We start from the raw sequence: 18941 nt of genomic DNA, 5'->3' as shown, positions 1-18941 counted from the left end.
ATCGGTAAAAGAAAATGGTACTAAGAAGATATTTTTCACCTGATGATTTTGTAGAAAAGTATGAGTTTATTGATGTTGAGTATATGAATATGCACAACAAAAAAGTGATTATTTCAGATTTAGATAATACTTTAATATCATGGGATAGTAAAAAAGATACTAAAGAATTGAATAAATGGCTAAAGAAGATGAAAAAAGCTGGTTTCGATATTATTGTTGTATCTAATAATACTGAAGAACGGGTTGAAGAGTTTTGTAAAAAATTAAACCTTCAATATGTTGCGGGTGCAAAGAAACCTTTAACTATCGGTTTTAAAAGAGCACTAAAAAAATTAAATAGAAAACCAGAAGAAGCGATTATTTTAGGGGATCAAGTTTTAACTGACGTATTAGGAGCAAAAAGTTTTGGAGCTATGAGCGTACTAGTTAAGCCAATTTCAAAGACAGATGCTTTTAAAACTAGAATTAATAGATTTTTTGAAGCATTGATTATCCATAATTTAACTAGAAGAAAAGCATTCCCTAAAATGAAAAAAGTGGGCTATAGATTAAAACATAAGAAAGAAAAAAATGGAGGCCATATTGAGTAATAAAGTTTATTGTATAGGTTGTGGTGTTGAAATTCAAAGTGAAGATCAAAATAAACAAGGATATTTACCAAAAAGTGTTGTAGAAAAAAGCATTGATGGTAATCTTGTTTGTAAGAGATGTTTCAGATTGAAAAATTATAATGAAGTATCTGATGTTCAACTAGGAGCTGAGGATTTCTATCAACTTATCAAAACATTATCGAAAAAAGATGCATTAATAGTGAAAGTTGTAGATATCTTTGATTTTTCTGGAAGTTGGATTGAAGATGTAGTAGATATTGTAGGAAATAATAAAGATATTGTCCTAGTAGCTAATAAACTAGATTTATTGCCGAAATCAGTTAAACAAAACAAGGTGAAACAATGGTTGTTTAAGATGCTTAAGGTGAAAGGGATTAAAGTAAAAGATATTCTTCTAATTAGTGCAATAAAAAATCAAGGTGTGGAAGAAGCAGCTAGTCGTATAGATGAGCTTCGTAATGGTAAGGACGTATATATCGTAGGTGCGACAAATGTTGGTAAATCTACATTTATTAACAAACTTATTGAACTTACAACTGGGGATAAAAATGTTATTACAACATCTCACTTCCCTGGCACAACATTAGGGATGATTGAGATACCTTTAGATAGAGCTACTAGTATTTATGATACACCTGGTATTATATTAGATTATGATATAGCACATTATCTAGATGCTCAAAGTTTAAAATTAGTAATGCCTAAGAAGGAAATTAAAGCTCGTGTATTTCAATTGAATGCTGAGCAAAGTTTATTCTTTGGTGGTATGGCTAGAATGGACTTTGTAGAAGGTGAGCGTCAAAGTTTCACTTTATACGCTTCAAATTTAGTAGAAATTCATCGTACAAAGCTAAGTAATGCAGATGCATTATTTGAAAAGCACTTAGGAACTTTATTGGAACCACCATTTGAAGGTAATGTTTCAATTTTCAACAAGCAAGTTAAGAAAAGTTTCACTATTGATAGTAGAAAGATGGATATTGTAATTTCAGGATTAGGTTGGATTACAGTTAATAGCGATAGTGGATGTAAGATTGATATTCATGTTCCAGAAGAAATTGAAGTATTTGTACGTGAATCGATAATATAGTATTAAGAAAAGAGGATAAGATGTTAAAAGGAAAACAAAAAAGACAATTAAGAGCATTAGCACATCACTTATCACCGATTTTCCAAGTTGGAAAATCAGGTGTGAATAGTGATATGATCCAAGGAATTAGAGATGCGTTAGAAAAACGTGAATTATTAAAAGTTAGTATTTTACAAAACTGTGAAGAAGATAAAGATGAAGTAGCAAAAATTTTATCTGAACGTACTTCATCTGAATTAGTTCAAGTGATTGGACACACAATTGTATTATACAAACAAAGCTCTAAGGAAAAGTATAGAAAAATAGAGTTGGTGAAGTAAAATGTCAATTGCACTTTATGGAGGTAGTTTTGATCCAATACATATTGGACATTTAATTACAGCCGAAAATGCATTAGAAACTTATAATTTAGAAAAAATTATCTTTATACCATCATATATTACACCTTTAAAAGGTCGAGAATTGGAGGCTAGTGATAAGAATAGATTTGAGATGGCTAAGCTGAGTGTAAAAGATAATTTAAAATTTGAAGTTAGTGATTATGAAATCTCAAATGAAGGGATAAGTTATAGTTATAATACCGTTAAGTATTTTAGTGAACTATATAAAAATGAAAAAATCTATTTTATTATTGGAACAGATAGAGCGAAAGATTTAAAAAGATGGTATAATATAAAAGAGCTATCTAAACTTGTAACATTTATTTTCGTAGCACGAGACGAAGAGGATTTGTATGAGGTAGTAAATGGAGATGTATTTTATAAATCTATAAGTTATGAGATAATGAAGTCTCCAATAATAGAGATAAGTTCTAGTTTAATTAGAGATAATTTAAAAAATAAGAAAAGTATTAAATATATGATCACTGATGAATGTAGGTCATATATAGAGGAGTTGAGTTTATATGGAATATCAAGAAATTCAAAATAGAGTAAAAGAAATATTACCAGAAAAAAGATACGAACACACTTTAAGAGTTGTGGAAGTGGCGAAACACTTAGCAGAGATTCATGGAGCAAGTGTAGAAAAAGCAGCATTAGCAGCTTTAGTTCATGATGTTTGTAAACCTATGGATGAAGTATTAATGAAAAAATATGTAATTTTACATAATTTAGATGTTAATTTATTAGATTATCCAGTGGAAGTATTACATGGTCCTGTAGCAAGTGCATATATTGAAGAAGAATTCGGTGTGGCTGACGAAGAAGTTAAACTTGCTGTTGCGAATCATACTTTCGGTAGAAAGTATATGACATTATTAGAAAAAATAATTTTTATTGCAGACTACATTGAACCACAAAGAAAACACCCGCATTTAGCCGAGGTAACTGAAGTATCTGAATATGATCTTGATGAAGCGGTTAGACTTGCTGCAAAATATACATTAGTTTACTTAATTGACAATGATGAAAGAATTTATCCTTCATTATTAGAATGTTATAATTACTATAATATTAAAAACTATCGTGTTGGATTTAAAGAAAAAAATAAAGATAAAATTTTAACTGATGAAAAAACAATTACAATAAGAAATAAGAGTGAAGCTCATTTCAAGAAAGGTGATTTATTAGAAGCTACAACTTATGAAGATCCAGACACAGTATTTGCTACATTAGAAGTTGATTTAGTTAAGCCTGTAACAAGAGAAACATTAACAGAGCGTTATGCAAAATATTACGGAGTTACTTTGGATGAGTTAATCGAAAAACTTGCGAAAAGATATCCAGAAGATGATGTACTATACGTAGTAATGTTCCATATTATAAAGAAATAAATAAAGAAAGAGGATGAAAATGGAAGTAGAAAACTTATTAAAAATTGTTGTAGATGCATGTGACGACAAGCACGGATATGATATTGTTGCTTATGATTTAACGCAAGCAGGAGTATTATACGATTATTCTGTAATCTGTCACGCACCTACAAATAGACAAGTAGAAGCAATTGCACAAGAAGTTAGAGAACAAGTATTAGAAAATGGTGGAGAAATTCATAGTACAGAAGGTCTAAGAGAAGCTAAATGGGTTCTTATGGACTTAGGAGATGTTGTAGTTAATATTATGACACGTGATGATAGAGAATACTATGAATTAGATTCATTATTTGAAAAATACCCTATCAAAGGTGTCTAATATGTATGAGAATTTAAGTATTGTTTATGATAAACTAATGGATGTTGACTACGATGCTTATAAAAATATTATTAAACAAGAATTAGAAGATAGAAAAAATCTTCTAGTTCTTGATTTAGGTTGCGGTAGTGGAACGATGCTATCAACACTAAAAAAATATGGAGAAGTATTCGCAGTAGATAATAGTGAGCAAATGTTAGCGATAGCTAGCGAAAAAGTTCCGGGTTGTAATTATTTTGCAATGGATTTACTAGAAATTTCATCGTTAAATATGGAATTTGATTTTATTTTAAGTGCATTCGATGTTTTTAATTATTTATCGGATTTTGAAGAATTTAAACAAGGATTAGAAGAAGTATATTCATCTCTTAAAGAAGGTGGAAAATTTGTTTTTGATATCCACACTCCAAGAAAAATTACTGATATGTTGGAAAAACAAGTTTTTGGTTATGAAGATGAAGAAATTAGTTATCTATGGTTTACATATGAGACAGAAAATTCGCTAGAAGTGGAAAGTGAACTGTCATTCTTTATTAAAGAAAAGAATGGTTTATATAGAAAGCTTGAACAGTTTCATTCACAAAGAACTTATGAAATAAATGATGTCCTTGGAGAAATTCAAAATACTGGATTTGAAGTGAAAGATTATTTCTGTGATTTTGATAAGGATAATAAAAATTACTCTGAATCGGATCGAATAATCTTTATTTTGGAGAAATAAAATGGCAGTAGATTTCAAAAAAACTCTTAAGCATTTATATGCACCTAAAAATAAACCTTGTATAGTAAATGTAGATAAGGCTAATTATATAGCAGTTAGAGGGAGTGGGGACCCCAATGATGAGAATAGCGAGTATAAGGGGTTGCCCCAAAAGTCCCAAAATTTTACAAAGTTTATATGAGGACTTATAGACGCAGTGGTTTATTGATATCTAATTTAGCTTTAGAAAAGCTTTTTAGATATCTAATAAACTGTGCGGGGATGACTCGACAAAATCTTGTTTCTCCGAAATCGCGATTTTTGAGTCACTCCCATCCTGTAGCTTATGCGATAAAGATGAATAAAAAGGAAGAGTATAAAATTCCTGATTACTTTGATTTTGTTGTTCCACCATTAGAAGGTTTTTGGTGGCAAGATGGAATAGAGGGTGTTGATAATACTAATAAACAAAATTTTAAATTTATTTCATTAATAAGAATGCCAGATTTTGTTACCAAAGAGGTATTTTCTTGGGCTATTGAGCAGGTGACAGAAAAGAAAAAAGAAGATTTTTCTAAGGTTGAATTTTTATGCTATGATGAGGGCGAGTGTGTTCAATGCATGCATATAGGTTCATATGATTTAGAGCCAGAAACTGTTGCTAAGATGCATGAATATATGATTTCTGAAGGTTATGAGTTAGATATAAATGAGAGCAGATATCATCATGAAATTTATATTTCAGATGTGAGGAAAATAGTGCCAGAGAAACTTAAAACTGTAATAAGACATCCAATTAAGAAAAAATCTTAAACTTGATTTTAGCAATGCTAAAATCAAGTTTTTTATGAATTGACATTATATGTTTAACATAGTATTATAGTTACAGATGTAACTGAGAAAAAAAGGATGAATGGAAATGGATATTAATATTTCAGAAGCTGAATGGGAAGTAATGCGAGTAGTCTGGAGCAATAAAGAAACTACAAGTAAATTTGTAATAGATACTCTAGGTGAAGAAAAGTCTTGGACTCCTTCAACTATTAAAACTTTACTTTCAAGGTTAGTAGAAAAAGGATTTTTAGAAACAAGAAAACAAGGGAATAAATTTTTATATTCAGCAAAATGTGTAGAAGATGAGTGTTTAGAGATATTAACACAAAACTTTTTAGAAAGAATTTGTGAGAGACGAACACATATTATTGTTAAGAATATAATTGAGACAGATAATTTGAGTAAAAGTAATATTGATGAAATTATTGAATTACTTAAAGAAAAAAGAAAAACTGCAGCAGATGTCATTACATGTAAATGTTTAAAAGGGCAATGTAGTTGTGCTGCAAAACATGGTTAAAAGAGGGATGTAAGATGGATGTTGGTAAACAAAGAATACTAATTACAGGAGCTTCAAGTGGCTTAGGTCGTGAATTGGCTCATCAATTCGCACAAAAAGGAAATGTAGAATTGTTATTAGTTGCTCGTAGAAAAGAAGCGTTAGAAAAAGTCGCTAAAAAGTGTAGCGCTTTTGACAATGTAAAAACTAGAGTTTATAGCGTTGATATTGGTTCTCAAGAACAAGTAGATAATTTACTTTCTTCTGTTAGTGATATCGATATTCTTATTAATGGTGCGGGATATGGTATTATGAAAGATTTTAGTGAATTTAGTGATGCTGAGGTAGTTAATATGTTTGATACAAATGTAATTGGAACTATTCAATTGACTACAGAAATAGCTGAGAGAATGAGAGAAAAAAAATCTGGAACAATAGTTACTATTGCTTCATTAGCAGGTAAGATTTCTACGCCAAAAAGTTCTGTATATTCAGCGACTAAATTCGCTTTAATTGGATACTTCAATTCTTTACGTTTAGAGCTAAAAAAAGATAATGTTCACGTTATGACAGTAAATCCAGGACCTGTAGCTACAAATTTCTTCAATATAGCTGATGAAGATAAGAGTTATCAAAAAGCTATGGGTGGTAAAACATTAACACCTAAACTTGTTGTAACAAAGATAATAAAAGGAATTGAAACAAAGAAACGTGAGGTAAATTTACCGTTTAAATTAGTTGTTGGTGTTAAAATTAGTCAATTGTTCCCAAGGTTAAGTGATCGAATTTTAGCAAATATGTTTAAATAATAAAGAATAAATATAAATCAAGGTTAGAAGAATCTAATCTTGATTTTTAATTTTATTCTAAAGTTTTGATTTCAAAAAAATTCGTTTTTTAATCGTTATCGTTATTTTGTATATATTTTAGTATTGAAAAAACACGTACGTTTATGATATTATGTAAATTATAAATTATAAATATGAAAGTGAGAAAAAAGTTATTATGAAGAAAAAAATTACACGTTAGCGTCAGCTACAATTGTAGGATTAGCCATCGCAACTTCAGGAGGAGTTGCTGTTAGACGTAAACTTTCTGAATAATTAAGTAAATAAATTATAAAAAAATCAAAGAGTATGGATATTTTCTGTACTCTTTGATTTTTGAAGTTTTATTGTAGTGTTCAGTAATAATTGTTAAAAACGAATGATAAAAAAATATTGACAAGGGTTTATTAACTTGATATACTTAAATCACAATAAAAAATTACACTTTGAAAAGAAGAGTAGTAGTTGATGTTTGCTTAGAGAGTCTCGGTAGGTGAAAGGAGATCAAAGATGATACTATGAAGATGGTCTTTTCGTGTTAGTGGTTGAATAGTTAAACTACTACGGGATAGCCCGATATAGCTGAAAGTATATTTTAGTACTTTATGAGCTAGTATTTGTGAGAATACTATAAATCAAGGTGGTAACACGTCAATAGATACGTCCTTGTAGAAGTAAATAACTTCTACAGGGACTTTTTTCTTTGTGTAAGAAAAGTGAGGTATATTTATGAAAAAAAATAATAAAAAAATATCAAAAGTTGTGAGTTCAAGTTTAGCTTTAACATTATTATTAGCAGGTTGTGCTACAAATCAAAGCAAGAAAACGGGGGATATTACAAAACCATCGGTAGAATTTAAAACTTTAGTTCAAAATGAAGGAAATGCTATATCAGATAGCCATCTAAAAGTTGGAATTTTATCAGCAGATCCACTTACAGGAATGTTTAATCCGATATTCTTCTTACAAGCAACTGATTATTATATTATGAGAGATACAATGTTATATACATTTGCATTAGATAAAGACTATAGATTAAAACAAGATGATGAAAATGCTCCTGCAAAATTCCATTTAGATAAAGAGAAGAAAGAAGCGACAATTACTTTAAGAAAAGATTTGAAATGGAATAATGGAGAAGATGTTACAGCGGATGATATCATTGCTACTTATAATTTAATGGGAAATCCTAAATATGTGGAAAATGTTAGATATTCTTCTGATTACGAAGTAATCGAAGGAATGAAGGAGTATCATGAAGGGAAAGCTTCATCTATTAAAGGTATAGTAAAAAAAGATGATAAAACTGTAGTAATTAAATATACAGATGTTAGACCATCATTACTTTGGGGTAATGGATTTATAACTGTATTTTTAAATAAAGCTCAAGTAGAAGAAGCATCTAAAGATTTCACTAAGTTCTCTGGAGCAAATCTTAATACAAAACCTTTATCATATGGACCTTATTACTTAGATAAACAAATTAATGGAGAAAGTGTGTTAGCAAAACAAAACCCTCATTTTTATAATAAAGATAAGGTTAAAGTAAAAGAAATAGAATTTAAAGCTGTGTCACCATCTCAAGCAGCATCAGTTATTAAAAACGGAGATGTCGACTATATTCGTTCTCTTAGTCCAAATATTTGGGAAGGTATAAAAGATTCTAAAAATGGAGATATTCTAGGGCAAACAGATCTTTACGTGTCTTATGTAGGATTTAAATTAGGGAAATTTGATAAAAAAGAAGGAAAAGTTCTAACTGATACAAGTGGTAAATTAGGTGATGCTAAATTAAGACAAGCATTCGGATACGCTGTAGATTGGGATCAAATTAACGATAAACTGTTTAAGGGATTAAGATATACGCCAACTGGTTCAGGTTTCTTCCCACCTAGAATTGAATTAGCAGTTAATCCTAATGGTAAAAAATTCAAAAAAGATATAGAAAAAGCTAAAAAATTATTAGACGAAGCGGGATATAAAGATACTGATGGAGATGGGTTACGTGAAAATAAAAATGGTGAAAAATTAGTATTCAACTATGCTGCAAGAAATACAGGTAGTGAAGTAGATCAAGCGTTAGCAGATAACTTCATTAAATCATGGAAAGAAGTAGGACTTGATGTTAAATTAGTGGATGGTAAATTATTGTCTCCTAAAGATTGGGCAACGAGAGTACAAGCTGATGATCCTTCTATAGATATTTTCCAAGGAGCTTGGGGATTCTTCAATAATCCAAATCCTAACTATATAGCTGGAGGAACATCTAAATTAAACTTACCTAGATATATAGATGATACTTTAGCAAAAGATTTGGAAGCTATTGATTCGAAAGATTCATTTGATGACAACAAAATAAAAGAGGCATTCAATAAATTTGACAATGACTTTGCAGAGGCTGCTCCATGGTTACCTTTAAGTTGGAGTACAGATATTGTATGGGTTAATAAACGAGTTAAAAATATAGATCTTACAAAATATAATACTTTTGATCAACAATTTTATGAACTTGAATTAACTTCAGATAAAGGAATTAAAAACTAATAAGATAATAAGAAAAAATTAGGAACGAATAAATCGATATTTATTTTAAAATAGTAAATATTAAAAGATTTATTTGTTCCTAAATATTATACAAATTTTTAAAAATGAAGTTCACTTAAAAAATAATGAAAAATAATGAAATAATAATATTTTTATTAGTTTTTTCATAGTGATAATAGATATTATTAGATGGAAAAATTTTCTTAAATATGATAGAATAAAGTATTGAGAAATCAACGAGTAAATTTCTAATGAAAGAGATTAAAGGAGATTATATGATTAATAAATTAGGATGGAAAATTGGTGGAGAACAAGGTGAAGGTATTGAAAGTACAGCCGAAATTTTCTCTACAGTAGTAAATACACTTGGATACCACATGTATTCTACAAGAGATTTTGCGAGTAGAATTAAAGGTGGTCACAGCAATAGTAAAATTTGTATTTCAGAAGAAAAAATAAATGTAATTGATTATAAGACAGATATTCTTATAGCATTCGACCAAGCTACACTGGATAGCTATATTCCAGAATTAGATGAAAATAGTATTATTATTGCGGATTCTAAAATTAAACCGGAAATTTCAGAAGAAATTAAAGGTTTAGTTGCGGTATTCCCAATTACAGAATTAGCTAAAGAAATTGCTAATCCGATTATCAAAAACATAATTACACTTGGAATTTGTTCTTCATTATTAGATATAGATTCAAAACTATTCTACGATATGATTGAAACAAAATTTTCTAGTAAAGGTGAAGAAGTAGTAAATATTAATATCCAAGCCTTTGATAAAGGGCGTGAAATCATGACTGAATTCATGGAAGAAAATGATATTAAAGATAAGTATTACCTTAAAAAATTAAATCCAACTCATAGAAATATGTGGTTAATCGGTAACCATGCAGCTGGTCTTGGTGCTTTAGCAGCAGGTTGTAGAATGTATGCTGGATATCCTATTACACCAGCAACAGAAATCATGGAATATTTATTTGATAAGCTTCCGTTAGTAAATGGAGCATATATTCAAACTGAAGATGAAATTGCAGCATTAGGTGTTGCTATTGGAGCTAACTTCGCAGGAGTACGTGCTATGACAGCCACATCTGGTCCTGGTATTTCACTTATGACTGAGTTCTTAGGTATGGCTGCTATGGCAGAACAACCAGTTGTTATTGTAGATGTTCAAAGGGGTGGTCCTTCTTCGGGGCTTCCAACAAAAACAGAGCAATCTGATATTTTCCACGCTGTCTACGGTGGAACAGGAGATGCATCTCGTATAGTACTAGCTCCAACATCTGTAGAAGATTGTTTCTACACTATGATAGATGCATTTAACATGGCAGAAAAATATCAAACACCAGTTATTGTTTTAATGGATCTACAATTAGGTATGAACAAAGAAACAGTTCCTAACTTTGACTTTAGTAAAGTTCAAGTCGATCGTGGTAACTTATTAAAACAAGAAGAAATTACAGAAGAAGATATTATCTACTTCAAACGTTATGCAACTGATGTGTTAGTTTCAAATAGAACTATCCCTGGTCAAAAAGGTGGAATTCATAATGCGAACAGTTATGAACACTCAGTAGTTGGACTACCTTCAGAGGTGAAACGTAATACAAAACGTCAAAAAGAAAAACGTGCTAACAAGATTGAGTCAGCTTTAGTTGAAAGACCATTTGTATTAAATGAATACAATGATGAAAAAGATATCTTATTAGTTGGTGTTAACTCAACTTATGGAGTACTAAATAAAGCTGCTAAACAACTAAAAGAACAAGGACTAAAAATTGATACAATGCATATTCGTCAAATTTATCCAGTTGCTCAAGCTGTTCGTAATACATTTGATAAATATAGAAAAATATATATTGTTGAACATAACCATAATAAACAATTACGTACGGTAATTGCTAGTAAGTACCATAATTCAGAAAAAATTAGTAGTTTACTAAAATATGATGGAGATATTTACTATACTCATCAACTTGTTGAACAATTACTAGAGGAGGAGAAATAGTTTGAAAGTAACATTAAAAGATTATAAAAATGATGTTAAGCCCGATTGGTGTGCCGGTTGTGGAGACTTCTCGGTACTTGCGGGTATAAATAGAGCTGTTGTTAACTTAGGGATTAAACCAGAGAATGTCGTAATTTCTGCAGGGATTGGATGTTCTGGTAAAATTAGTGGATATACAAAAGCATATGGTGTACAAGGATTACACGGTCGTTCATTACCGATTGCACAAGGTATTAAATTGGCGAACCAAGATTTAACAGTTTTTGCAATGGGTGGAGATGGTGATGGATATGCTATCGGTATAGGGCATGCTGTTCACGCTATGAAACGTAATGTAAACATGACTTACGTAGTAATGGATAATCAACTTTATGCCTTAACTAAAGGGCAAATGTCTCCTAAGTCTGATGAAGGTTTAGTAACGACTACAACTTTAGAAGGGGTAATGGAAAAACCATTATCAGCGATGAAAATTGCCTTATCTTGTGAAGTAACATTCCTAGCACAAGCATTTACTGGTGACATGAAAGAGATGATGCAAATTTTCGAAGAAGCGGTTAATCACGATGGTTTCTCACTAGTTAACGTATTTAGTCCATGTAAAACTTACAACTACAAAAATACACCAGCTTGGTATAAGGAAAATTTAACTAAACTTTCTGATATCGAAGGTTATGACAATACTAATAAATTGGAAGCGTATAGAGTATTAGAAGAGTATAATGACCTTGTAACAGGGGTAATTTATAAAAATGAGAAAAAACCTCATTATGAAGATACTTTACGTAATTATAAACGAGACGAGCCAATTGCTCATCAGAATTTAGAATTTAGTGAGGAATTATTTAATTCGTTATGTGATGAATTCAGATAAGAGGTAATATATGAAATTTAGAAAAATACTAGTTCCATTAGCAGCAGCTTATGCTGGATATCGTATTTATCAAAAAACAGAGGAACAAGAGTTAGATAACGATCATATAGATAGATGTAGAAATAAACTAATCGCATTAGGGTATGATGTAATTGATAGTTATACATTGAATCTAAAAGAAAATCCATATTTAATGTTTTATTTTGATAACGACAATATCAAGTACGAAGTTCGATATGATAAAGAAACGGAAATAATAGAGTACATAAAAGAGGTATAAGAAAATGAGTAAATCAATAGAAAGATTCAGAGAATTAACAATGTTAGACGGGACATCAGGATTTGAGAGTGAAATTTCAAAATATTTAGAAGAAAATTTATCTAAATATGCTGATGAGATTAAGTATGATAATCTTGGTGGAATCTATGCTATTAAGAAATCAAAAAAAGAAGATGCTAAAACTGTTATGATTTCAGCGCATATGGATGAAGTTGGCTTCATCGTAACTAAGGTACTGCCAAATGGTATGCTTAAGTTTGAAACACTTGGTGGTTTTAGAGAAGATGTTCTTTTAGCTCAAACATATACAGTAACTTCATATGAAGGAAAAAAATTCACAGGTGTAATTGGATCTATTCCTAAACACTTTACTGCAGGTGTAGCACAAAATGTAAAAATTAGTGATATGACTATCGATGTTGGTGCTTCATCAAGAGAAGAAGCATTAGCGATGGGAATTCGTGAAGGTGCTTTTGTTACTCCAAAAACAACTTTTGAACAACTTACTGAACACAGATTTATGAGTAAGGCTGTCGATAATCGTTATGGATGTGTAATTATTACAGAGATTTTGGAACAATTTGCAGAAAAAGAGTTAGATTTTAATTTAGTAGTGTGTGCTACCGTTCAAGAAGAAGTGGGTCTTCGTGGTGCAACTATTGCTGCTAATATGATTAAACCAGATGTATGTTTTGTTGTAGACTGTAGTCCAGCAAATGATATGGATGGAAAGGAAACTAGTAATGGTCGTTTAGGACAAGGTTTCTTAGTAAGATTAGTAGATAGAACTATGGTTCTTCGTGCGAATATGAGAGAAAAAATCGTAGCTCTTGCAGAAGAAAATGGAATTAAGTATCAATACTTCACTTCACCAGGTGGAACAGATGCTGGTAACATTCACCAAGCTTTAAATGGAGTTCCAACTACTGTAATTGGTATTTGTGCTCGTTATATTCATACTCATAATGCGGTATTTGATATTCGAGATTATTATGCTGCCAAAGCAATTTTAGGGAAACTAATTGAAACTATCGATGATAAGTTCATTGAAGATGTAAGAAAATAAAAAAATGTGGATAGAAAAGTTTCTATCCACATTTTTTATCTTTTTCTTTTACTTCGACGAAATTGTTGAGGTTCTTCCTCATAATATCGATTGTTATTATTTTCATATACAGGTTCTAATGGATCATAGTCGTCTTCATATTGGACCTCATCATAATCTTCTTCGTAGTCATCATAGTATTCATCTTCCATATATTCTTCTTGTATTGTCGCATGAATTTTTACTATTATTCCGAATAGAATACTATTTGCAATAAGTGAACTTCCGCCGTAACTAATAAACGGCATACTAATACCGATAACTGGAATAATGCTCAGTGTTGAGAATATATTGATGAAAAATGAAAAGCAAAAGCTACAAATACTAAGAAGAATGAAGTAGTAGCTATAGTTACCTTGTTCACATTTTTTCATTATATTAAATAGTCTCAGAACAAAGATGAAGAAGATAAATAAGAATATTGCTGCACCTATAAATCCAAAGTTTTTTGCGATTATAGAGAAAATAAAATCATTAAATTGTTCGTCTATATAGTTTTTATTTTTAACAAATGTACCAGTTAAACCACCTAGTTTAATTTCCCTAAGAACTTGAGTAATCTGGTAAGAATAATCTAACTTATATGCTTCAGGATTTAGCCATGATAAAATACGATTTAGCTGATAAGATTTTAAACCAACTAAGCTAAGTAACCTCGGGAAGTATAGTGCTGCTAGAATAATAATTGCTAGACCTGCAATAACTACTGAATAAATTCTAAATAACGTTTTACCTTTGTTGCAAACTAAGAAGACTAATCCTAGGAATAAAAAGATGAAAAACAATCCGTTTCCTAAGTCATTTTCTTTTAAAACTAGTATAAAAGGTATAGAAATTATTAAAGCTATTTTTAAAAGTTTAATTGTATCTGTGTTTTCTTTAAAACTCTTTTCTTTAATAAGCATACTAACCATTGCTACAGTAGCTATTTTACTAAATTCTGAGGGCTGTAATGTAAATATTCTAAAGTTATACCAACTTCGAGAACCATTAACAATTGGGGCAAGAGTAGGTGGGACTAAAAATATACCAACTAAAAGAACCAAAGCAAATAAATAAAATGCTATTGAAAATTTTTCGATATAATTTACTGGTATCTTTTGAAGTAGATATATTATTCCAAAACCAATTAAATAAAAAACAAATTGTTTTAGGAATAGTGATGGTGTTTTATTGTTGTTATATTCAGCTAGTATTATAAATAATAAACTAGAAAAACTAAATATAAAATAAAATATCAATATTGATAAATTTGTTTTATTTTTTATGAAATTTAACATAAGTCAACTCCTTTGATGTAATTATACAATGGAACAACTTATTCTTAAAAATAAATAGTTTATATGTATATTTACTGTTTATCAAAAATATTGCATTCTAAATTTATTTATGTTAGAATAAAAGTATGAAAGAGAGAGCCGTTTCAAAGACGGTGACTCTGATTAAAATGTTATTAAAAAATAACCATCTTAACCTGTTCAAAGTTTAAAAGATGGTTATTTTTTATTGTCTTTTTTTAATGCTGAGATACATACTCCAACTATTGTAACAATCAATAGATTTATTCCAATAATTGTTTGTATGATTTCGTAAGCTGACAATTTGCTACTCCTTTCTTCAAGATTTCGATACTTATGAGCATAAGCATCAGCCCCTTTCATATTGAAGTAGCCACCATCCTTATTAGAAGATATTACTCTCCTTAACTTCTCTCCCCAACTTGATTATATCAAATAAAAATTTAATAATCAATTGACAGAAGAGTTACTACAGTATGGGAATATAAAAAATTTAATAGTGTATGCAAATTTTAAAGATAATATGATGAGATAAATTTATAATAAAGTATTTTTAGGAGGGGAAAGTATGTCGAGTAAAAATACGTTAATTTTCATGCTGTGTGAGTCTATAAGTGTTGCTCAATTATTATGGATAATGTTTGCAAAGTAAAAGGAAAATTTTATGGGAAAGTTAATCTGGTAATAAAATTATTGCATTCTTATTTCACATATGCTAGAATATAAATATAAAAGAGAGAGCCGTTTTAAAGACGGTAGCTTAGGTTAAATTTAATTTAAATAACCATCTACGTGCTAAAGTTAAAGATGGTTATTTTTTATTGTCTTTTTTTAACGCTACAATACAGGCACTAACTACTGAAACAATTAAAAGATTTATTCCAATAATCGTCTGTATGATTTCGCAAGCTGACAACTTGCTACTCCTTTCTCCAAGACTTTGATACTTATGAGCATAAGCATCAGCCCCTTTCATATTGAAGTAGCCACAGCAGTGGGAACTAGAAAAAAGAAGTTGCTAATTTTTAGCACCTTCTTTTTAAGTTCCTGTTGCATACGATATTCGTAATATTTTTCTTCAGTCTTTGACTTTGAAAAATAAACGACTACCGCAATCCATATTTAGAAGATATTACACTCCATAACTTCTCTATCCAACCTGATTATATCAAATAAAAATTTAATAATCAATTATCAAAAGATTAATTTTAGGAATAGTGAGAAGATTGTAAATTATTTTCATAGCTTATTTTTAGCTTTTATTTGTTTTCCCACATCTCACACTACTAAAAAATAACGTTTTATGCTAAAATTATATATGTTATAAATACATGGAAGAAATAAAGAGAAAGGAACTTTTAAGATGAAATATACTCCAATGATAGAACAATATCTGAAGATAAAAAAAGATTATCAGGACACGTTCGTATTTTACCGTCTTGGTGATTTTTATGAGATGTTCTTTGAAGATGCGACTAGAGCGTCAAAAATATTAGAAATAACTTTAACTGCTCGTGATGGAGGAGCTGAAAAAATTCCTATGTGCGGAGTTCCATTTCATTCATCAGCTACTTACATTGATACTTTAGTTAATAACGGATATAAAGTAGCTATATGTGAACAAGTTTCTGAACCTGGTCAAGGGAAAATCGTAGAGCGTAAGGTAGTTCAGGTAATCACACCAGGGACTTACATGAACTACAAAAACTACGATGAGAATAACTACTTAGGTAGTGCATATGTGAATGATAATAATATATACTTCGCATTTTGCGATATTATGACTGGTGATAGCCGTTGTACTGTACTAAAAACTATGGCTGACCTACAAGATGAAGTACTAAAAAATAATATTAAAGAAGTAATTAGCATAAAAGATCAAGAGTTGGATATTAGTGCTTATATTACTGAGGTTGAATTAAATACTGATATTAATAAGGAAAAAACAAGTAATCTTACTGACAACAATCTACGTGTAGCATGTGATGTTCTTTTAGATTACATTGAAAAAACTCAAAATAAAGATATTTCAAGTCTTAAAGATTTTGAAGTATATTTTAAAGATAAGTTTGTTTATATGACGAACTATTCGTTAAAAAACTTAGAAGTTACTCAGAATATGGCTAATAGTGGAAAGAAAGGCTCTCTTCTTAGCATTGTAGATAAAACATCAACAGCAGCGGGATCAAGAAAACTAAAAAAATGGTTAGAAAATCCACTGCTAGATCTTAAAGAAATTAAAAAACGTCAGGAAATCGTAGAAGATTTTACAAAACATTATTTCGAAAAGGCGGATGTTAAAACTAGTTTAAAAGAAGTATATGACCTTGAGAGGATTTCTACAAAAGTTTCTTATAATATTGTAAGTCCTAAGGAATTAATAAATTTAAAGAAAACATTGGGTCAAATACCAGAAATCAAGAAATTATTATTAGGATTTAAATCTAATAAATTAAAAGATATTGCAGAGAACATCGATGAATTAACAGATTTATACGACTATCTTGAAGCAACAATCCATGAAGAAGCTGGTCAGACTGTTAAAGAAGGTAATGTAATTAAATTAGGCTTTAATGAAGAATTAGATGGTTATAAAAATGCTAGTAAAAACGGAAATAGAATTTTACTAGAAATCGAAGAACGTGAAAAAGAGAGAACAGGGATTAAAAATCTAAAAGTTGGATACAATAAGATTTTCGGTTACTTTATCGAAGTATCTAAAGTAGGGCTTAAGACTATAGATCCAACTGAACTAGGTTATCATAGGAAACAAACACTTTCTAATTGTGAGAGATTCGTATCTGAAGAACTGAAAAAAGTTGAAGAACACATCGTAAATTCTAAAACGAAAATAGAAGAGTTAGAATTACAATTATTCCAAGAAGTTAAGACGAAGATTCATAATTATATCGTAAGATTACAAAGAGTTGCGAATACTTTAAGTGATATTGATGTGTTCGTTTCATTATCTGATGTAGCGGAAGAATATGATTATGTTAAACCTGAATTCAATGATAATAATGTTATCGATATTGTTGATGGTCGTCACCCGATTGTTGAAAGAAATGTAAGTGCTGATAGTTATATTAGTAATGATTGCAAAGTAGACAAAGATAATAATATCTTGCTTATTACAGGGCCTAATATGTCTGGTAAATCTACTTATATGAGACAACTCGCTCTTATTGTGATTCTTGCACAAATTGGATCATTTGTTCCAGCGACTTCTGCGAATTTACCGATTTTTGATAAAATATTTACGAGAATAGGTGCGAGTGATGATCTTGCTGGAGGGAAATCGACGTTTATGGTTGAGATGATTGAGGCGAAGAATGCTTTAGTCGAATCTACTGCAAATTCATTATTAATTTTTGATGAAATTGGTCGTGGAACATCGACGTATGACGGTATTGCCTTAGCTCAATCAATATTAGAATATATTAATAATACTATTAAATGTAAAACATTATTCTCAACTCACTATCATGAGCTTACAAAGTTAGAAAATATTACCCAGGGAATAAAGAATATCCATGTTTCTGCAAAAGAAGATCATGGAAAACTAATTTTCTTATATAAAATTAATGAAGGACCTATCGAGAAGAGTTATGGTATTCATGTTGCTCAACTTGCCCATCTACCAGAAGATGTTATCGTAGGTGCTAATAAAATATTAAGAGAATTAGAAAGTGGGAATAAAGGTAGTGAGGATCTTGTTGATAATGCTAGATATAATAAGGTATTATTAAATGAAAATTCATCACAAGAATCTGAAGAAAAACTAAGAGAAAAATTACGTCAAGAACTTGAACAAGAATATAGCAGTAGAGTAGTTAAAGAAGAAGTTGTAAATGTAGATGAAGAGTCTCTAAGAATACAGCTTCGTTCTGAATTAGAAAAAGAACTTAAAGAAGAATTAGAGAAAACTATTAGAAAACAATTAAAAGCTGAAGAGAAATCAAAGAAAAATTATGCGAAATTACAATTGGATTTCGATGGAGATAATGAGAAATTTGATGAAATCAAAAAGCAATTAGAAAGTGTAAATTTCTTAGAAACAACACCAATGCAGGCTTTCAATCTTCTTTATGAATTACAACGAAAAATAAGTGAGGATGTGAAATAAATT

Annotated in this window: 20 protein-coding genes; 17 read left to right on the top strand and 3 right to left on the bottom strand. The window is 30.0% G+C overall.

Going from position 1 to position 18941, the window contains the following annotated elements; all coding sequences use genetic code 11:
• The first annotated feature begins 14 nt into the window (after window positions 1–14).
• The 16 genes from JX287_RS06630 to JX287_RS06555 all read left to right on the top strand — a co-directional run bounded on the left by JX287_RS06630 (window position 15) and on the right by JX287_RS06555 (window position 13475).
• A complete protein-coding gene (locus JX287_RS06630) occupies window positions 15–590 on the top strand; it encodes a YqeG family HAD IIIA-type phosphatase (protein ID WP_204643916.1) in 576 nt (191 codons plus the stop codon).
• Window positions 583–1701, top strand: a complete 1119-nt coding sequence (gene yqeH, locus JX287_RS06625) for a ribosome biogenesis GTPase YqeH (protein ID WP_204643914.1) — start codon at window positions 583–585, stop codon at window positions 1699–1701. Before JX287_RS06630 ends, yqeH begins: the two co-directional genes overlap by 8 nt.
• A gap of 20 nt (window positions 1702–1721) precedes the next feature.
• Window positions 1722–2021 carry a ribosome assembly RNA-binding protein YhbY gene (gene yhbY, locus JX287_RS06620; protein ID WP_003147122.1) on the top strand — a complete coding sequence of 100 codons (300 nt, stop codon included), beginning with the start codon at window positions 1722–1724 and terminating at the stop codon, window positions 2019–2021.
• Between the two features lies 1 nt (window position 2022).
• Complete coding sequence (nadD, locus tag JX287_RS06615; protein ID WP_204643912.1) at window positions 2023–2631, top strand: nicotinate (nicotinamide) nucleotide adenylyltransferase; 609 nt, start codon at window positions 2023–2025, stop codon at window positions 2629–2631.
• Window positions 2606–3475: a bis(5'-nucleosyl)-tetraphosphatase (symmetrical) YqeK gene (gene yqeK, locus JX287_RS06610; protein WP_204643911.1), complete on the top strand. Its 870-nt coding sequence runs from the start codon at window positions 2606–2608 to the stop codon at window positions 3473–3475. The genes nadD and yqeK overlap by 26 nt, the downstream gene beginning before the upstream one ends.
• A 19-nt stretch (window positions 3476–3494) precedes the next feature.
• A complete protein-coding gene (gene rsfS, locus JX287_RS06605; RefSeq protein ID WP_204643909.1) occupies window positions 3495–3833 on the top strand; it encodes a ribosome silencing factor in 339 nt (112 codons plus the stop codon).
• Window position 3834: 1 nt separating this feature from the next.
• Window positions 3835–4554, top strand: coding sequence for a class I SAM-dependent DNA methyltransferase (locus JX287_RS06600; protein ID WP_204643900.1), 720 nt, complete (start codon window positions 3835–3837; stop codon window positions 4552–4554).
• Window position 4555: 1 nt separating this feature from the next.
• Complete coding sequence (locus tag JX287_RS06595) at window positions 4556–4735, top strand: hypothetical protein (RefSeq protein WP_239650356.1); 180 nt, start codon at window positions 4556–4558, stop codon at window positions 4733–4735.
• On the top strand, window positions 4732–5346 hold the full coding sequence (locus JX287_RS06590; protein WP_239650355.1) for a GyrI-like domain-containing protein: 615 nt from the start codon (window positions 4732–4734) through the stop codon (window positions 5344–5346). Before JX287_RS06595 ends, JX287_RS06590 begins: the two co-directional genes overlap by 4 nt.
• 106 nt (window positions 5347–5452) lie before the next feature.
• Window positions 5453–5887, top strand: a complete 435-nt coding sequence (locus JX287_RS06585) for a CopY/TcrY family copper transport repressor (RefSeq protein ID WP_204643898.1) — start codon at window positions 5453–5455, stop codon at window positions 5885–5887.
• A gap of 14 nt (window positions 5888–5901) precedes the next feature.
• A complete protein-coding gene (locus JX287_RS06580; protein WP_204643896.1) occupies window positions 5902–6675 on the top strand; it encodes an SDR family NAD(P)-dependent oxidoreductase in 774 nt (257 codons plus the stop codon).
• A gap of 747 nt (window positions 6676–7422) precedes the next feature.
• A complete protein-coding gene (locus JX287_RS06575; RefSeq protein WP_204643894.1) occupies window positions 7423–9237 on the top strand; it encodes an ABC transporter substrate-binding protein in 1815 nt (604 codons plus the stop codon).
• A gap of 275 nt (window positions 9238–9512) precedes the next feature.
• Window positions 9513–11255, top strand: a complete 1743-nt coding sequence (locus JX287_RS06570; RefSeq protein ID WP_204643892.1) for a 2-oxoacid:acceptor oxidoreductase subunit alpha — start codon at window positions 9513–9515, stop codon at window positions 11253–11255.
• Between the two features lies 1 nt (window position 11256).
• Window positions 11257–12129, top strand: coding sequence for a 2-oxoacid:ferredoxin oxidoreductase subunit beta (locus tag JX287_RS06565; protein WP_204643890.1), 873 nt, complete (start codon window positions 11257–11259; stop codon window positions 12127–12129).
• Between the two features lie 10 nt (window positions 12130–12139).
• Complete coding sequence (locus tag JX287_RS06560) at window positions 12140–12409, top strand: hypothetical protein (protein ID WP_048802304.1); 270 nt, start codon at window positions 12140–12142, stop codon at window positions 12407–12409.
• A gap of 4 nt (window positions 12410–12413) precedes the next feature.
• Window positions 12414–13475, top strand: a complete 1062-nt coding sequence (locus tag JX287_RS06555; protein WP_204643888.1) for a M42 family metallopeptidase — start codon at window positions 12414–12416, stop codon at window positions 13473–13475.
• A 35-nt stretch (window positions 13476–13510) separates the two neighbouring features.
• Here the strand turns inward: JX287_RS06555 and JX287_RS06550 are convergent, their stop codons facing one another.
• The 3 genes from JX287_RS06550 to JX287_RS06540 form a co-directional block, all read right to left on the bottom strand.
• Window positions 13511–14794: an FtsW/RodA/SpoVE family cell cycle protein gene (locus JX287_RS06550; protein ID WP_204643886.1), complete on the bottom strand. Its 1284-nt coding sequence runs from the start codon at window positions 14792–14794 to the stop codon at window positions 13511–13513.
• A gap of 216 nt (window positions 14795–15010) precedes the next feature.
• Window positions 15011–15175, bottom strand: coding sequence for a putative holin-like toxin (locus JX287_RS06545; protein WP_204643884.1), 165 nt, complete (start codon window positions 15173–15175; stop codon window positions 15011–15013).
• 448 nt (window positions 15176–15623) lie between these two features.
• Window positions 15624–15788 (bottom strand): hypothetical protein, encoded by a 165-nt coding sequence (locus JX287_RS06540; protein ID WP_204643882.1) that lies wholly within the window; start codon window positions 15786–15788, stop codon window positions 15624–15626.
• Between the two features lie 387 nt (window positions 15789–16175).
• On the opposite strand from JX287_RS06540, the gene mutS reads away from it, so the two are divergent.
• Window positions 16176–18938 carry a DNA mismatch repair protein MutS gene (gene mutS / locus JX287_RS06535; RefSeq protein ID WP_204643880.1) on the top strand — a complete coding sequence of 921 codons (2763 nt, stop codon included), beginning with the start codon at window positions 16176–16178 and terminating at the stop codon, window positions 18936–18938.
• The last annotated feature ends 3 nt before the right edge of the window (window positions 18939–18941 follow it).

It is taken from the genome of Gemella haemolysans, from assembly GCF_901873445.1.
Classification (GTDB): domain Bacteria; phylum Bacillota; class Bacilli; order Staphylococcales; family Gemellaceae; genus Gemella; species Gemella haemolysans_C.
The sequence above is the reverse complement of the archived record's forward strand: the minus strand, read 5'-3'. Positions and strand labels throughout refer to the sequence as shown.

What these genes read in the sequence shown, in the direction of transcription:
- JX287_RS06560 (WP_048802304.1), top strand. Translation starts at nt 12,140, where the DNA reads ATGAAATTTAGAAAAATACTAGTTCCATTAGCAGCAGCTTATGCTGGA.
- rsfS (WP_204643909.1), top strand. Translation starts at nt 3,495, where the DNA reads ATGGAAGTAGAAAACTTATTAAAAATTGTTGTAGATGCATGTGACGAC.
- mutS (WP_204643880.1), top strand. Translation starts at nt 16,176, where the DNA reads ATGAAATATACTCCAATGATAGAACAATATCTGAAGATAAAAAAAGAT.
- yhbY (WP_003147122.1), top strand. Translation starts at nt 1,722, where the DNA reads ATGTTAAAAGGAAAACAAAAAAGACAATTAAGAGCATTAGCACATCAC.
- JX287_RS06585 (WP_204643898.1), top strand. Translation starts at nt 5,453, where the DNA reads ATGGATATTAATATTTCAGAAGCTGAATGGGAAGTAATGCGAGTAGTC.
- JX287_RS06550 (WP_204643886.1), bottom strand. Translation starts at nt 14,794, where the DNA reads ATGTTAAATTTCATAAAAAATAAAACAAATTTATCAATATTGATATTT.
- JX287_RS06580 (WP_204643896.1), top strand. Translation starts at nt 5,902, where the DNA reads ATGGATGTTGGTAAACAAAGAATACTAATTACAGGAGCTTCAAGTGGC.
- JX287_RS06570 (WP_204643892.1), top strand. Translation starts at nt 9,513, where the DNA reads ATGATTAATAAATTAGGATGGAAAATTGGTGGAGAACAAGGTGAAGGT.
- JX287_RS06540 (WP_204643882.1), bottom strand. Translation starts at nt 15,788, where the DNA reads ATGAAAGGGGCTGATGCTTATGCTCATAAGTATCAAAGTCTTGGAGAA.
- nadD (WP_204643912.1), top strand. Translation starts at nt 2,023, where the DNA reads ATGTCAATTGCACTTTATGGAGGTAGTTTTGATCCAATACATATTGGA.
- yqeK (WP_204643911.1), top strand. Translation starts at nt 2,606, where the DNA reads ATGGAATATCAAGAAATTCAAAATAGAGTAAAAGAAATATTACCAGAA.
- JX287_RS06630 (WP_204643916.1), top strand. Translation starts at nt 15, where the DNA reads ATGGTACTAAGAAGATATTTTTCACCTGATGATTTTGTAGAAAAGTAT.
- JX287_RS06590 (WP_239650355.1), top strand. Translation starts at nt 4,732, where the DNA reads ATGAGGACTTATAGACGCAGTGGTTTATTGATATCTAATTTAGCTTTA.
- JX287_RS06575 (WP_204643894.1), top strand. Translation starts at nt 7,423, where the DNA reads ATGAAAAAAAATAATAAAAAAATATCAAAAGTTGTGAGTTCAAGTTTA.
- JX287_RS06600 (WP_204643900.1), top strand. Translation starts at nt 3,835, where the DNA reads ATGTATGAGAATTTAAGTATTGTTTATGATAAACTAATGGATGTTGAC.
- JX287_RS06545 (WP_204643884.1), bottom strand. Translation starts at nt 15,175, where the DNA reads ATGAAAGGGGCTGATGCTTATGCTCATAAGTATCGAAATCTTGAAGAA.
- JX287_RS06555 (WP_204643888.1), top strand. Translation starts at nt 12,414, where the DNA reads ATGAGTAAATCAATAGAAAGATTCAGAGAATTAACAATGTTAGACGGG.
- JX287_RS06595 (WP_239650356.1), top strand. Translation starts at nt 4,556, where the DNA reads ATGGCAGTAGATTTCAAAAAAACTCTTAAGCATTTATATGCACCTAAA.